Annotated in this window: 14 protein-coding genes; 9 read left to right on the forward strand and 5 right to left on the reverse strand. The window is 47.4% G+C overall.

Going from position 1 to position 14,194, the window contains the following annotated elements; translation table 11 throughout:
* Positions 1–131 precede the first annotated feature (131 nt).
* On the forward strand, positions 132–608 hold the full coding sequence (locus tag CWB99_RS06065) for a globin (protein ID WP_138550238.1): 477 nt from the start codon (positions 132–134) through the stop codon (positions 606–608).
* Positions 609–829: 221 nt separating this feature from the next.
* Positions 830–1,333: a hypothetical protein gene (locus CWB99_RS06070; RefSeq protein WP_138550239.1), complete on the forward strand. Its 504-nt coding sequence runs from the start codon at positions 830–832 to the stop codon at positions 1,331–1,333.
* Positions 1,334–1,535: 202 nt separating this feature from the next.
* Here the strand turns inward: CWB99_RS06070 and CWB99_RS06075 are convergent, their stop codons facing one another.
* Together CWB99_RS06075 and CWB99_RS06080 are read right to left on the reverse strand one after the other, a co-directional pair.
* Positions 1,536–1,937 carry a DUF3019 domain-containing protein gene (locus CWB99_RS06075; protein WP_138550240.1) on the reverse strand — a complete coding sequence of 134 codons (402 nt, stop codon included), beginning with the start codon at positions 1,935–1,937 and terminating at the stop codon, positions 1,536–1,538.
* Positions 1,927–2,769 carry a MipA/OmpV family protein gene (locus CWB99_RS06080; RefSeq protein WP_138550241.1) on the reverse strand — a complete coding sequence of 281 codons (843 nt, stop codon included), beginning with the start codon at positions 2,767–2,769 and terminating at the stop codon, positions 1,927–1,929. Before CWB99_RS06080 ends, CWB99_RS06075 begins: the two co-directional genes overlap by 11 nt.
* Before the next feature lie 182 nt (positions 2,770–2,951).
* Here CWB99_RS06080 and CWB99_RS06085 point away from each other — a divergent pair, with 182 nt between their 5' ends.
* The 3 genes from CWB99_RS06085 to CWB99_RS06095 are packed head-to-tail and all read left to right on the forward strand — an operon-like array spanning position 2,952 to position 5,688.
* On the forward strand, positions 2,952–3,962 hold the full coding sequence (locus tag CWB99_RS06085; RefSeq protein WP_138550242.1) for a phospholipase: 1,011 nt from the start codon (positions 2,952–2,954) through the stop codon (positions 3,960–3,962).
* Positions 3,962–5,152: a peptidyl-prolyl cis-trans isomerase gene (locus CWB99_RS06090; protein WP_138550243.1), complete on the forward strand. Its 1,191-nt coding sequence runs from the start codon at positions 3,962–3,964 to the stop codon at positions 5,150–5,152. Before CWB99_RS06085 ends, CWB99_RS06090 begins: the two co-directional genes overlap by 1 nt.
* Positions 5,152–5,688 carry a hypothetical protein gene (locus CWB99_RS06095; protein ID WP_138550244.1) on the forward strand — a complete coding sequence of 179 codons (537 nt, stop codon included), beginning with the start codon at positions 5,152–5,154 and terminating at the stop codon, positions 5,686–5,688. Before CWB99_RS06090 ends, CWB99_RS06095 begins: the two co-directional genes overlap by 1 nt.
* Before the next feature lie 17 nt (positions 5,689–5,705).
* Here the strand turns inward: CWB99_RS06095 and dapE are convergent, their stop codons facing one another.
* On the reverse strand, positions 5,706–6,884 hold the full coding sequence (gene dapE, locus CWB99_RS06100) for a succinyl-diaminopimelate desuccinylase (RefSeq protein WP_138550245.1): 1,179 nt from the start codon (positions 6,882–6,884) through the stop codon (positions 5,706–5,708).
* A 339-nt stretch (positions 6,885–7,223) separates the two neighbouring features.
* Here dapE and CWB99_RS06105 point away from each other — a divergent pair, with 339 nt between their 5' ends.
* Together CWB99_RS06105 and CWB99_RS06110 are read left to right on the forward strand one after the other, a co-directional pair.
* Positions 7,224–7,988: a response regulator gene (locus tag CWB99_RS06105; protein ID WP_138550246.1), complete on the forward strand. Its 765-nt coding sequence runs from the start codon at positions 7,224–7,226 to the stop codon at positions 7,986–7,988.
* 168 nt (positions 7,989–8,156) lie between these two features.
* Entirely contained in the window at positions 8,157–8,831 is a 675-nt protein-coding gene (locus tag CWB99_RS06110) for an OmpW/AlkL family protein (protein WP_138550247.1), read from the forward strand.
* 80 nt (positions 8,832–8,911) lie between these two features.
* Here CWB99_RS06110 and CWB99_RS06115 read toward each other — a convergent pair whose 3' ends face one another.
* Positions 8,912–9,451 carry a thioesterase family protein gene (locus tag CWB99_RS06115; protein WP_138550248.1) on the reverse strand — a complete coding sequence of 180 codons (540 nt, stop codon included), beginning with the start codon at positions 9,449–9,451 and terminating at the stop codon, positions 8,912–8,914.
* 150 nt (positions 9,452–9,601) lie between these two features.
* Here CWB99_RS06115 and CWB99_RS06120 point away from each other — a divergent pair, with 150 nt between their 5' ends.
* A complete protein-coding gene (locus tag CWB99_RS06120; RefSeq protein ID WP_138550249.1) occupies positions 9,602–10,093 on the forward strand; it encodes a hypothetical protein in 492 nt (163 codons plus the stop codon).
* A gap of 22 nt (positions 10,094–10,115) precedes the next feature.
* Here CWB99_RS06120 and tyrR read toward each other — a convergent pair whose 3' ends face one another.
* Positions 10,116–11,672: a transcriptional regulator TyrR gene (tyrR, locus tag CWB99_RS06125; protein ID WP_138550350.1), complete on the reverse strand. Its 1,557-nt coding sequence runs from the start codon at positions 11,670–11,672 to the stop codon at positions 10,116–10,118.
* Positions 11,673–11,947: 275 nt separating this feature from the next.
* On the opposite strand from tyrR, the gene CWB99_RS06130 reads away from it, so the two are divergent.
* Positions 11,948–14,161, forward strand: coding sequence for a CapA family protein (locus CWB99_RS06130; RefSeq protein WP_138550250.1), 2,214 nt, complete (start codon positions 11,948–11,950; stop codon positions 14,159–14,161).
* Positions 14,162–14,194 lie beyond the last annotated feature (33 nt).

A 14,194-nucleotide genomic window follows, 5' to 3' on the forward strand; every position in this document is an offset into this window, starting at 1 on the left:
AAGTATATTAGGCCATCATTACTTTTACCCAAGTTACTGTAGCTCTCATTACCAGCCAAAGCGGGCTGAAATAATGAGTCTGCGCAATTACTTGAGCAAATGGATTCGCTCTAATCGTATGTGGAGCGATTATGAGTATTTCACCCTATCAGTACCAGCTGTTGAACCAGTCTTTCACGACGCTTAAGCCTAATTTTCACTGCTTCTGCGTAAGCTTTTATAATAAACTAAAACAGAGCCGGGTCAGCATGACATTGCCTGAATCTGAACGGCATATTTTGTCTTTGGAATATCGGTTACACGACTTTATGCAGCAATGCCTGATCAACCTGCCCAGGCAGCATGAACTGACCCAGTTTCTTCGTCAGCAGAGTATTTTAATTGCCGCGCTGTCTCCTTCAGTCAAAGATATCAGCACCTTTTGCAACAGCTTGCTTGAAGTGCTGAAAGTTCATTTAGGTTCGCAGTTTACGCTTGCTGTGCGTAATGCCTGGAAACGTGCTTTGCATGTGTTTGCCAATATCATCAAGTCAGAGTTGTTTGGTATCTCGAATGTTGTACAGCTTGATCGCTATCGTAACCAGGCTGCCGCACGCCTGAGAACTTGAATTTATCAGGCCCGGCAGGACAAGCCTGCCGCTGTACTTGGTCCAACTTTGATATTAGCCATAATCTGTCCCCAGATGATGTGGAAAGGTCTGCGTTGATACGGGTTATGGCTAAGATGTATTTGCCGACCTATCCGCTGCAACTATGCTAGCCATCATAATGACAACAGACTGTGAAGCCAGTAAACTGACAATAAGTGGATTGATTTTGGATACTTAATATGAAGCGTTCTTTAATTTATGGCATAAGTTTGTTCGCGTTGACTGGATGTGACTTTCTGGGAGACTCTAAAGCTAAAATAGAGCAACAATATCTGGCAAATAACCAAGAACTGGAGCAAGTCATTGCGGATATCAGAGAGCACGGCCTGGCTGCAATGAGTCAGTCGGCCGAGGCCGGCACGATGGCCAGTTGTGTAGTCAAGCAACTCAATGCCGATCCTATGGGCTCCATGATTGAGGTAGAAGGTGCACTGCAGGACAGTGCAAACCTGGCAGATCTGATGGACACTATAACGGGCCTGGCCGATCAAGAACTGTCAATGGAAAGTTTGCCCGACTTACTGCAGGCGGGTGCCGATACAATGAGCTACCTAAAAACCTTACTGGCAAACTATGAGCTTGCAGAGCTGCAACAGCAAGCAAAAACGCTGTTGGAACAGGGGCAAAGTAAAAGTGAAGACATAGGCTCTCATCTGAGAGGCTTGGTGGAGCAGTGTCAGTAGGTTCGACAACTTCAGGCTAGCTAAATTACGCTAGCCTTTACTACGAAAGTTAGTTAGACCCCCCACATTACTACGTAGTCAGCTAGAGGGATTAAACCTATCAATTACAGGGGAAGCAGCTCTTTTTAGCACCCATACTCCATTTAGACCCGGACATTTTTTCCTCGCCTCTGGAGTGACCGGTTAACCATCCGGTTTGATATTAAAACAGACGCTGCCAGCGTCGCTTTTTGTTACGTACCTTATGAACCCAGTTGACATTGATGGTCGTTACTGCGAGCACGTCACGTTTAGTTTTAGAGATCAGCTCATAACTGACGCTCTGTGCAGAGCCAAAAGCCAGCAAATACTCAAAATGGCTGACATTAGCCCAGCATTGCAGGATCTTCTTGGAGTTGCTCTCTCTTATACAGTAGTCACCCACTTGCTTAGCCGAAATTGAGAACGTCACATCAGTGTAGCAAGTTCTTCCTTCATGCAATGCAACACACTTATTCGGTGCAGCTTGTAATATCTCTTTCCTTTCATCTTTAGAAGTGGCATGTGCGCTTGTTGAAGCGCAGAGCATTCCGATAGTGATGGCTGAAGTGAGCTTAAAATACATATTTCACCCCAGTAAATAGTACTCTGGCATGGTTAGATTCCAATAGTGGACTCTCTTTTGCCTCGCTGGAACCCACTAAAAAAGACATTCCCGCGCTAAACTCCCAGTTCTCAGCGACCGGATAGCTCAACTGAGCTTGGAAAAACGCAGACGCCCCGCTACCAGGCTCATAAGGCGTAAGATAGTCATTACGCTCTTCCTCAGTCACACCATAAAAGTAGTTATTAAAATTGCTGGAGTAATAATTTGCACCAAAGTTAAGCCACAGATCCCAATTACGTAATTCGAAGTTGCGTGTTGCTTCCAGGTGAAAAACCCAGCCATTGGTATCGCCAAATACATCATAGACCAACTCGGCCACCGCCAGATAATCGCCAACAGCGCGGTAATATGCAACGCCCATTGACTGATCCGGATCTCTGTCTTTTATGCCCTCAAGCTCTTTCACCACAGGATCTTTGGTATCGAAGTAACCGGTTTCAGTAAAGGGCAGCTGATAACTTCCATAGATGATATCAAGCCCCCACTCTTCCTCTTGAATGAGTTGATAGCCCAGGTCTGAGCCACCAAAAAAATCACCGGAGTAAGTCACCAGATAAAAGTTCTTGTATTGTAATTTGATGTCAGCTCGCAGGGTAGGTGGTGCCGGAGAGTTGTCGGCACCAATTAATTCAGGTAGTGCCATGTCTACATAAAAGGCACCAATGCTCAACTGCCACTCCAGTCCATTATCTTCGAGCCAGTCTTCTTCCTGATCACCAGCGCTGTCATTGGCATAAACCTGATGAGCCAGGCAAAGCAGCACAGCAGAAAGTAACTTTATAATTTTCATCGTTATTATGACTTTTCATGTGCCTAAATTAAGTCCCCATCATACCTGAGGTCAACGAGGACAACAAGGTATCGAAACCAAGATTTTATTTAACCAATATTTAATACTAATGTAACACTAGCACTTTCTAATTCCCGTGGCTCATATAGAGTCTACATTCTAACTATTGGAACAACACTACAATGAAGAAAACATTATTGCTCTGCGCACTGACGCTAACAGCCTCCGGGGCACAAGCGTTTAGTCAGGAAACACACAAGCGCATCGTTATCGATGCCGTCAACTACATGGCACAAAATCCGTCAACCACGCAATTTGCCAAGCTTCAGGCGTATGCTCAGTCGCATGGCATGAGTGTAACTCAGCTTGCAGAAGTTATGGGACAAGCAGCCTATGATGTCGATGATTTTGAAGATACCTTCTTCTGTGGTGCGATCACTGGCGACTGTGTGCAGGCACCTTTATGGGGCGCAGCTCAAAGCATCGTTAAATACACCAGCTATTGGCACTTCCAAAATCACACTCAAGGCGCTGACGTCCATGGTAACGACTTTGGTGGATACAATTATGACAAGCTCACTGTCTGGGGCACAGTAGACAACATGGCGGCTACTTGGTTAAAGGGTGATTATCTGGATGACGGCAAAGGAGGTGAAACAGGCTGGTTTAGTGCCGATGACAGTGAATATGACAGCTATGGCATCACAGAAAAAAACTACCGCTTGGATAGCCACTCCAGATACAGTATGTACGATGACTTTGAAGAAATGCCATTTCAGCCGATCGATAACTTAGGCCAGTACTGGTATCAAAGCTATCTGCAAAATGGTAACCCACAGATCCTGGGGTTTGTATTCCACACAACGGATCTCCTTCAACCTCACCATACCTGGACAACGTCAGACCTAAACCACGCCAGCTGGGAATCCTGGGTGAAAGACTACTATGATCAGGAAAACCTCAATAACCTCGCACTGGTAAAGCAGGCAATGAGTAGCTTCTCAACACCAGATGCTGCAAACAAAGATATTCGTCCGCTACTTACACAAGGCGGCGCCTATTCTTACTCGCAAGGTGGCATTGTACTGAACTCAGAGGATCACTATGATCGCCTGAATACTGCTCGTCAGGTTATTCCGCATGCTATCGCAATGGTCGTTCACATGCTTAATCATGCTATGGTAGCCCGTTAATGAACTACCTTGTTTTACTCCTGGCAGGCTGTTTAAGCCTGCCATGTTGGGCAACACTGACTCAACTAACTAAGCCTGAACTGGTTCTCATGCAATCTCTCTATACACAGCAAGATCGTGATTTGTCCTCTGCAGAGTTGAATAAGCACTTGCTTGAAAATCAGTTTTTACTGGCGACAGCCCAGCAACTTAACCCCGAGCTGATGATCCGTCAATCTGGTGTCGGGTTTGATAATGACTACCATATCCGTCGCCTTATTGTCACTTTGCTTACGCATCAATTTCCCGAACTTAAATCCATCACCAAAGAGAAATCGATTGCCCCTTTTAGCGCACAAGCGCTATCTAAACTACTTGGAGATTACCCTGCTAACGGCAACTACCAAACCAGGCAACTCGAACAGTGGCAGCAAATACGGTTGCTCGACACACCCAAAGTAACCTTGGCGGATCTACTCATTAGTCAATCGATGCAGAATCGATTTCGCCTTCATCAGGGTGACATCGACTTGCTAGTTCACCAGCTTGATGAGTGGCGCTACTATGCAAACCTCACCGACAGAGCCGCACCTTTACTGGCAAAGCATGGGTTAAGTCTGTCACGTCTGGAGCTTTTGGCTAAAGGTGAGCTGTTACGTCCTCCTATGCTGGCGTTTTTAGGAATAAAAGCACAACTGCACGGTGAGCGCAGCACATATCTGGAACAACTCAGAGCGACTATATCGCAAGCTGAGATCCACCGCTATTACAAACAGCACCGTAAAGACTTCAGATACAAATCTACACTGGAAGCCCAGGCAGCCACCTTTGAATCACAAACGCAGGCACAACACTTCCATCGCCTCATGAATAAAAAAGGCATGAAACAGGCATTAAAAGAAACCCAAAAACATAACGAGTTCGATTCAGCTGGCAAAACTACACCGGTTTCCATTACCCGGGAACATCAAAAGCGCTGGCTTGCACAACTGGCTTTCAGCAGTCAGTCGGGCAAAGCGACTCCTCCGGTGCGGACCCCATCTGGGCGGTGGGCCGTGGTGTATACCCAACACCCCAAATATGCCTATTACTCTGAGGACAGTGAAACGGTGCGTTATCAGGCATTAGACGCGCTGACCAAGCAACGTGCCCAGGCAGCCTATCAGCAAAAATTCAGGCACTGGCAAACACAGCATGGGGTACCACTCTGATGACCAGGTTACAGGCGATCACACTGGCGCTCGTCCTGGCAGGTCTGGGTTATGCGCTTTGGGTCCTGGTATCACTTGCGCCTTTGCCCACTGCTGATGTGCGTTCACAGCGCACACCTGCCCCAACTGAGCAAGCAGAATATCAACACGACACCTCCACCGCACCAGCAACTACGACGATTTCAGTGCCTTTGGTCAGCACAGCAGAATTGCCTGTTATTGTGGCTGATCCCAGTGAGGAAGCCGAGCCAGAAGACACACCTTATATCCCGCCCATAGCCCCAAGTATATCGACCCCGACATATTCTGGAGACTTGTCCGATCACCAAGCCTATCAGGCATACCAATCTGGCGAAATGGATAAGATGAAACAGGACTATATCGCTGCAGTGGATAAAAAGGTCGCCCGATTAGAGCTGTTGCTGGAAAAAGGGGTCAGACACAAGCTTCCCGAACAACAACTTCAGGAAGCAAGAGAGAAAATACAGGGGCTAAGAGCCATGCAGAAACAACTGCGCAGGGAACTGGCTCAGTAGTTTCCGCTGTGTGGGGTTCAAACGCCAAAGTAGTCGGTCAAAACAGCGGTATAGATCTCCTCAATGGCATGGAGATCTGCCACTGATACGTGTTCATTTACCTGATGAATAGAATCGTTTTTAACCCCGCACTCAATCACCTGAGTCTCACTTGAGGCAAAAAAGCGACCATCCGACGTGCCACCCGCTGTACTGAGTGCCGGAAACTGACCTCTGACCCGAAATATGGCTTGCTCAACTAGGCTAAGAAAGCATGCAGCTTCTCGACTCCCCGTGTAATAAGACTCACAAGGGCGCTCCCATTGCACACTGACATGGTCGTCCCAAGGTGCCAGCGCCTGCGCAACTATCTGATAGATTTCCTGACTTTTATACGCGTGGCTATAGCGCACATTAAAGGTTATTTCACAGCTTGCCGGCACCAGGTTATCGACGATATCCGGTACAGTCAGACCGGTAACCTGCAAACTCGTTTGCGAACCCAAAACGTCTTTCCACCAGCTGAGGTTTGCCAACTCATTTACCAGATCACCGGCAATATGGGCCGCATTAACGGTTTGCTCGGGGTAAGCGACGTGCCCTGCTTTGCCCTGTATCTGTATACGCCCGGAGATGGCGCCACGACGGCCATTTTTTATCGTGTCACCAACCTGTTGATGTGAGGTAGGCTCCCCAACCAGGCAAGCATCAAGCGTAATACCTTGCTGGGCCAGATACTCAGCCATAATTTTAGAGCCATACTCGGCTTCACCTTCTTCATCTGAGGTGATCAACCAAAATAGCGTGCCCCGACAATGCTGCGCCTGTTCACACAAACGTTCCGTTGCACTGAGCATAGCTGCTACGCCGCCTTTCATATCTGCCGCCCCGCGTCCGTAAATGACATCATCAATCACAGCCGCAGCGAAAGGATGTGCAATCCAGCCCCTCGGGTTGGCCGGTACAACATCAACATGCCCCGCAAAAGCCATGACAGGGCCGGGGCCAAATTGCCGCCTGGCCACCAAATTGCGAACGCCGTTACAGTCAAGGGACGTACATTCGAACCCTAAAGCACCCAGGCGCTGTGACAGATACTCTATTGTACCAGCATCATCAGGAGTTACAGACGGAGCTGAGATCAAGCGTCTCAAGGTATTGACGGTATCAAGTTGCGGGCTGTGTTTAGCAGCAGGTTTTGTCGCATGGGAAGGCATACTATACGTTTCCTGTATTCTAAATATTGAGCGCACTGGGATCTGGTTCAGTCACATATCGATAGACACTAGGTACCCAGTGGTCACGGTTCTCTCCCCCGATTACACCGTTCGAGCGTGACCAGTTCATGTCTTCTGCAAGGCACTTTTGTGACAACCCCATTGCGAAGAGCACAACAAAGCACAGAGCCTTGTCATAGATTGGTCAATTTCGATAACAAGTTGTCAATTGCCCTGTGTATGCTAGAACTAAGTATGTGAAGGTTAGAATTGTTAGCCTAATCCAGGGTCCCGGAAGTCTCTAGTGGGTTTTAATTGCTGCAAGATAAGGAACTAGTAATGCAGGATGTCAGTTTTTTGGTCGTCGACGACTGCCAGCTGGTTAGAAACTTGGTTCGTACCACTTTAGTCAACCGGCTGGGTGCAGAAAATGTCTACACCGCAGAGGATGGTCAGGCTGCGCTTGAATTACTCGATGCCCGCCATATCGATATCATCATTGCCGACTGGCAAATGCCAAACATCGACGGAGAGGAGCTGCTTAAACGGGTCAGGAAGTCAAAAAAGCACAGTAAAACCCCATTCATTATGATGAGTTCGCTGGGGGACAGGGAGCATGTGGTCTGCGCTATCCAAAACGGGGTATCACAATATATGATGAAACCCTTTACCGCCGACAAACTCGAAGAAACGGTTCATAAATCCTGGAACACCATCAGTCGTCGTGGTGCCATCAGGCTATCCGGTTTGCCAGAACACAGTGTTCGGATCCGCACTGGCAGCCGCACACTCTCGGGGCACGTAAAAAACATCAGTCAAACAGGCATGTTATTGCAATCGCCGTATAGCCGAGAAATGCATCTGTTTAATACCTATGAGCTTGAGCTGGATGTCTTTGATTTGAACGGTGGAAATTTACTGATCTCTCCGTTATACGCAGTGCCTGTTCGCATTGTGGCTGTAGAGGGCTTTGTTGACACCAAAATGTGCCAGCTGGCACTACGTTTTAATCGTGACATGCTCAATGACGTCACTAAGCGCTACCTTGATGAACTCCTAAAACATCTGGGCGGCTGTGAAACCGAAATGATCCAGGATAATTAAGCAGCCGTCCCAGGCCATCTGAGTCAAAAACTTAATCTAAATCAAGTTTTCAATTTTTTCTGAAACCTCGCAATTTGAATATTGATCTAGAACAGTTTTTGAAAAGTCCCATCGGCCTATGATAGCTGCAACAAAAAGATTTACCTTGTACAGGTTCAGGAGATGAAAATGAAAAAACTTACTGCCGCTATCCTATCTACGCTGATGCTAACTGCTCCACTGGCTCAGGCTCAATTCAGTGTAAATGTGGGCGCAATTAACGTTAATCCGAGTGACACTGGCTCTGCGTTGAATGAAATCAAAACAGCAGGCTTGGTGGCTGACTCTGATACGCAACTGGGTCTTACATTTGACTACCAGTACAACGATAACATTGTATTTGAATTAATTGCAGCGACTCCGTTTTCGCACACAGTTGAAGGCGTAGGCTATATTCCGGGTAGCCCGAGCACGCAACTGGGTGGCGTAGAGATTGCTTCTGTTAAGCACTTACCACCTACATTATTGGCGCAGTACCACTTTTTCGGTGCAAATGATAAGTTTCGCCCATTCATCGGTGCAGGTCTGAACTACACAGTGTTCTTCGACGAAGAAGCAAGTGCGGCACTTAAGGGTGTATTAGGCACTGATGATGTTAAGGTGGATCTGGATAGTTCATTTGGTGTAGCACTTCAGGTCGGTTTCAACTATGACCTGAACGATAAGTGGGGCCTGCACGGTATGATTTCTAAGATGGACATCAACACAGATGCAACCGTTTATGCAGACGGTAAGCAAGCGCTAACTTCAGATGTAGAGTTAGACCCGATTGTTGCTATGTTCGGTGTGAAGTACAAGTTCTAATGATTTAAGGTGCCCACACTATGTGGGCACGATACAGAGTTACTTTCTCAATCCCCAGGGGTCATAAACACTATGACCCTTTATGCCACTTTATTATTGCGTGCTTTCTTTTGTTCCAGCATTTCTTTCCAGTGCACCACTTCTTCAGGCAAGATTGGCGCTTCACCTGTAAACTCGGCAACTTCCAGCATTTCTTCTACACTGATCACGCCCTGACGACTTTTGAACACTCCACGTACATAGGCAATAGCATGCAGACCGCGCTCTGAATGAAACTTCTGCTCGATATAAAAATACTTGTGATCCCAGCCAACTAATCGCGTTGACACTGTAAACTCTTGTAGTGGCTTGATGTCTCGAATATAGGTTATCGCAGTGGCATTCACAATGGGAAACCAGCGACGTTTCATTATCGCGCTGAATAATCCCACGCGTTCAGTCATCCAGGTACGCGCTAAGTCCATCATGGCAAGGTAACGCGAGTTGGTCAGGTGCAAATTAATATCACAATCACTCGGCAGTGCTCTGAAATTAATATCAATCACGTCGAGCAAAGGTTGCGTGGCTTTATTCTGACGGATCCGCCAGAACAACCACAGTAAGCGGAAATACAAATTCATGTTATTGGTCCAACCAGTTAGCATAAAACCCGAGTTTAGCACAGCCGGGTTTCACAACAAGCAGGAATTAGACAGCCCTCTGCATGCATAACTTGCGAAAAGTGCGTTTGTGCATTAACTTTTATGCAAGACTAAGAAGAGTGTAACTTGATGAAATATATAACCAAGCTAGTGTATTTATTGACCTTGTTCAGCGCAGGTTATGCCTGGGCTGATTTTGATTTACCAGGCAAAGGTCAGCTGGTTTATCCCACCGGCATTGAAAAAGAGTTTAACTTTGGCTTTGGCTGGCAAGGTGATGCACAGAAATTTCGTATTGGCGATAACAGCTATGACATGGCCCAATTACCCGAATCGTACTCCATTGCCATTACACTGAGCAAAGATGATTCTAAGGTTTGGATCCAGGAGTTTAACCCGGGTTTTATCGAAGGGTTCAGCTGGCAGCTTGGGGACCACAAACTTGAGCTGTTCAAGAAGCAATTTATGAGCCCCGTAAAAGGCGATTATGTGTTGCGTCTGGATGACATTGACTACTTTCTGGTACGCAACAACATCAGTGTCACCATCAAGTTTACTGAGCAAGGGATTGATAATATTAAGCTGGACGGCGTGACCAAAAATATGGGCACGAAGAAATAAGGGGACTGACAGTCCCCTCACTTTATACTTTCACTGTTTTTCGGTTTATCCCGTACTCTCTGAGCTTATTTGCAACTGCTGTATGACTTAGCCCTAATCGTTTAGCCAGCTGGCGTGAGCTTGGGTAAGCTGGGTAGAGTTTACGCAGTAAGGTTGCTTCAAAACGCTTAACCGCCTGCTCCAGTGTTCCTTCAAAGTCTGACTCCAAATAACCCAGATCATGGGTAAAGGTTGGCAGTTGAAGGTGCTCAATGCGTAGCTCATTGTCGTCCAGCATAGACACAGCACGATAAATGGCATTTTCCAGTTGTCTGACATTACCCGGCCATGGATATTGCTCAAGGAACTGCAGGCACTCCTCATCCAGCGCTGGCGTTGCATGGCCACTTTGCTGTGCATATTTTTGAATAAAGTGCTCTGCAAGTGATTTAATGTCGGCTTTGCGATCACGCAAAGGTGCGATTTCCAGTGTTAAAACATTGATGCGATAGTACAGATCTTCACGGAAACTGCCTTCTTGCACCATTGCCGGTAGATCTTTTTGGGTTGCAGCGATGATGCGCACATTCACCTTAACTTCATTCTCATCACCCACTTTACGGAAGGTGCCATCTTGCAAAAAGCGCAGCAATTTGGTTTGTAGCTGAGTCGACATTTCACCGACTTCATCAAGGAATACGGTGCCACCATCAGCCTGCTCCAGCACGCCCCGTTTAGGCGCACTGTTTTCTTCATAACCGGCATAGCCGAATAGCTCAGACTCGGCGACATCATCAGGTAAAGAGGCACATGACAGCGCAATGAACGGCTTTAATGAGCGATTAGAGGCATAATGACAGGCTCGTGCAAGCAACTCTTTACCCGTTCCCGTTTCACCGGTAATTAAAATTGGTGCTTCAAGCTGTGCCATTTTTCGCGCTTCGCGGACAACTCGTCGCATCGCCGTACTCTGGCTATGGATGGCAGCAAAACTCTCCTGCCCATAGCGACGAAACGCGCTAACCTGCTGACCCAGTCGACTTTGGGATTTAATATTGATCACCGCCCCTGCCAGCACGTCTCCTTCAGGACCTTGCGGTACAGAAATAGGTAAAATATCAGCAATAAAGTCTTCGCCGCCGACTTCAACCCGAGTGGTTTGGCCCAATACGTCTTTACCTTCCAGCCAACGAGTAAAATTAAACCCTTTCAGCAGGTTATTAATATTGGCACCCATGATCTCCGATTCAGGTAGGTTCAGGTCACGACATGCGGCATCGTTACAATGACGCACCCAGCCTTTCGCATCGATGGAAATAACCCCATCGGGAAGTGCACTGAGTAAAGTGTTGAGCTCGTTGTGTTCACGCTCAGAAGGCAGAAAAGCCGTTGTTCTGACATCCTCCACCCCATCGATCAGTCTGATTTCAGGCATAATTTTCTGAAACTGTTCAAACTCAATCGGGGGGAAACTCACATACATTCTGCAATTGACGGAATCAACTTCTATTCCTTTTAGATCAACCCGGTACTTGACCAGGATATTCAAAATTTCCTGCGCAATACCGATCCGATCGGCACAGTGAATTTCTAAACGCATTTGTTCCTCAAAACGGTTTTCTACCTTTTGCGGGATCATACTCTAAGAATAGACCCCAGACTAGCAAAACGTAAACATATTTGGACAGAGATTTTAGCCATAGCAACTATAATGAAAAAGACAGATCCTCCCTGTGAAAAATATACGTATTAATGCGTACAATATAGGGGTGATCAATGTACACAATATTAATGCTTAACGATTGCAGTTTGACGAACAATGATTTTATAATACAAAAGACCTAGATATTAAGCCGTACAGGTTAAGGGGCAGCCTTGAAAATTTACAACTTAATTCCATTTGTTCCCGTAATGTATTTGCTCAGCGCCTGCTCTGTAGAGGACCCTTACGAGACTGGCCCGACACAAGCACAGCAGGAAGAGCAAAAGCAGCAACAAGAGCAACAAAACCAAACCCGTGGTTTAACGTTGCAGCTGCTGGATTCTAATGACGCTGCCTTAACTGATGCCAGTGTACAGCTTTTCGACAACCAGTACCGTACGGATGCGCAAGGGAAATTAACCCTAGCAGACCTGAATAGCGACAACATAACTTTGACTATCTCAGTGCCCGGGTATGAGCGCATCGTAATGGTCGTCAACAGCAAGGCGTACCAAGACCAACCTTTGCCTGTCGTATTAAAAGAGGTAAGTGCCACCAGCAGCGAGCTGATGTTTGGCGGAGATACCATGTTTGGTCGCCGCTATATGGACCCTTCGCTGACCACTATGGGCAATCTGTTACCCGATGTTGAAGATGCCATGATCCGACCAGGTAATGCCGCAAGCAGTGCCATTGCCCTGACTCAGTTCATCAAACCTATCATGGCTAGCGCTGATTTTGCTTCCGTTAATCTCGAATCCCCAGTGCTTGCAACACCCACGACGGTTCATCCAAGTAAAGAGTTCGCCTTTTTCTCGTTACCGGATACCCTGCAGGGCTTGACCGCAATTGGCATCGATTATGTCGCTCTAGGTAATAATCACGTGTTTGACTATCAACAAAAGGGGTTAGAGGACACCATCAAATTTGTTGAGCAGGCAGGGTTTAGCCACAGCGGCGCCGGTAATAACACCACAGAGGCCTATGCACCCCGCCTGGTTAAAGTGGGTAACACAACGCTTGCTCTGGTGTCGGCCACTTCTATTACGGGTGAAGACCATCAGGTCACTTATATCGCCACCGCTGACAAAGGAGGCGCTGCCGACCTGACCGACAGCACGGCACTCAGCGCCGCTGTTGAGCAAGCCAGTGATAACAGTGATTACGCTATTGTCCAGCTGCATGGGGGAGATGAATACTCTTATGCACCCACCCGTTACATCAACAACCGGTTTGAATTTGTCAGTCGTCGTGCTCCTGATCTGATGATAGCCCACCACCCTCATGTGGCTCAGGGCTTTGGTCTGTACAACGGAGTGCCAGCCTTACTGGGCCTGGGCAACTTTGTGTTTGAGCAAAACCGCCATGAGACCTTACTGGGCGTTGCCGTCTCTGTAAGGATCGACCCAACGCAATCACCCAAAACGCAATCCGCCAGAGCTTACCCTATTTACCTGGAAGATTATCAGCCCAAGCTGGTGAGTGGTTTTTTGAGTGACTACCTGATCCGCCGATTGGCTGAGTTTTCGAGCCCAGAAATCGCCATCGTGCCCGGGCCGGGTTATGGCGACGTCTACTTCCAACAGCCGCCCACTGTGCAAGAGGTAGAAACTGTGACACTAAACTTAGCTGCCGGAGATCACCTTGTTGATCTTCGAGAGTATGCGCCCAGTAATGCATTTTTAAGTAAAATCACGAGCACAGGCACCGCAGACGTCACGCTTGGCCGAGATCTAATGTGGTTTGGTGACTTTGAAGACTGGGACAATGACAATGAAGTGAATGAAGTCACTCGCTGGGAACATGAAAGTGATGACATTACCCCCTGTCTGACCGGGGCAATGCGTGGTACGCAAGGCATGTGCCTGTCTCGCACACAATTTAATAACCGGCCGATCCGTATGCCGTTTAAGCAAACACTGCGCACCATGCCAATCACTCCGGCAGAGTCAACCCTAGAAGCCTATTCTGAATTGACTCTGTTCGGCTACGCAAAAGGTGACAATGCTGGCGCTTTGGATGCAGAACTGACTATAGTCACCGCAGAAGACAACCTGGAATTTTCCAGCGAGGAAGTCGGTCTGATTAATTCAGGCAGCTACGATTGGCAGACATTTCGTCATGATATTACCCTGCCGGATGACAGTCAGACCCTGGGGCCTGAGCAATTGCCTGCACGCGCAGTCAAACTGGCAATCAAGCAGGCACCGCCAGAGCAAGGCGAAGCAACCGTTATGCTAGATCAGCTTGCATTGATCTCATGGCAAAAATCTTTTAGTCTCAACAATAGGTTATGGCAGGCAGACCGCATGCATGGCTTGGATTTTATGGCACTGGAAACCGACGACCCCGTCACGTTGACACTGCACTTTTCTGCTTACGATTAACATAACCAGATATTTCGGGGGGCGTGTGTCGCT

This window comes from Pseudoalteromonas rubra, assembly GCF_005887095.1.
Classification (GTDB): Bacteria; Pseudomonadota; Gammaproteobacteria; order Enterobacterales; family Alteromonadaceae; genus Pseudoalteromonas; species Pseudoalteromonas rubra_E.

What these genes read in the sequence shown, in the direction of transcription:
- CWB99_RS06065 (WP_138550238.1), top strand. Translation starts at nt 132, where the DNA reads ATGAGTATTTCACCCTATCAGTACCAGCTGTTGAACCAGTCTTTCACG.
- CWB99_RS06070 (WP_138550239.1), top strand. Translation starts at nt 830, where the DNA reads ATGAAGCGTTCTTTAATTTATGGCATAAGTTTGTTCGCGTTGACTGGA.
- CWB99_RS06075 (WP_138550240.1), bottom strand. Translation starts at nt 1,937, where the DNA reads ATGTATTTTAAGCTCACTTCAGCCATCACTATCGGAATGCTCTGCGCT.
- CWB99_RS06080 (WP_138550241.1), bottom strand. Translation starts at nt 2,769, where the DNA reads ATGAAAATTATAAAGTTACTTTCTGCTGTGCTGCTTTGCCTGGCTCAT.
- CWB99_RS06085 (WP_138550242.1), top strand. Translation starts at nt 2,952, where the DNA reads ATGAAGAAAACATTATTGCTCTGCGCACTGACGCTAACAGCCTCCGGG.
- CWB99_RS06090 (WP_138550243.1), top strand. Translation starts at nt 3,962, where the DNA reads ATGAACTACCTTGTTTTACTCCTGGCAGGCTGTTTAAGCCTGCCATGT.
- CWB99_RS06095 (WP_138550244.1), top strand. Translation starts at nt 5,152, where the DNA reads ATGACCAGGTTACAGGCGATCACACTGGCGCTCGTCCTGGCAGGTCTG.
- dapE (WP_138550245.1), bottom strand. Translation starts at nt 6,884, where the DNA reads ATGCCTTCCCATGCGACAAAACCTGCTGCTAAACACAGCCCGCAACTT.
- CWB99_RS06105 (WP_138550246.1), top strand. Translation starts at nt 7,224, where the DNA reads ATGCAGGATGTCAGTTTTTTGGTCGTCGACGACTGCCAGCTGGTTAGA.
- CWB99_RS06110 (WP_138550247.1), top strand. Translation starts at nt 8,157, where the DNA reads ATGAAAAAACTTACTGCCGCTATCCTATCTACGCTGATGCTAACTGCT.
- CWB99_RS06115 (WP_138550248.1), bottom strand. Translation starts at nt 9,451, where the DNA reads ATGAATTTGTATTTCCGCTTACTGTGGTTGTTCTGGCGGATCCGTCAG.
- CWB99_RS06120 (WP_138550249.1), top strand. Translation starts at nt 9,602, where the DNA reads ATGAAATATATAACCAAGCTAGTGTATTTATTGACCTTGTTCAGCGCA.
- tyrR (WP_138550350.1), bottom strand. Translation starts at nt 11,672, where the DNA reads ATGCGTTTAGAAATTCACTGTGCCGATCGGATCGGTATTGCGCAGGAA.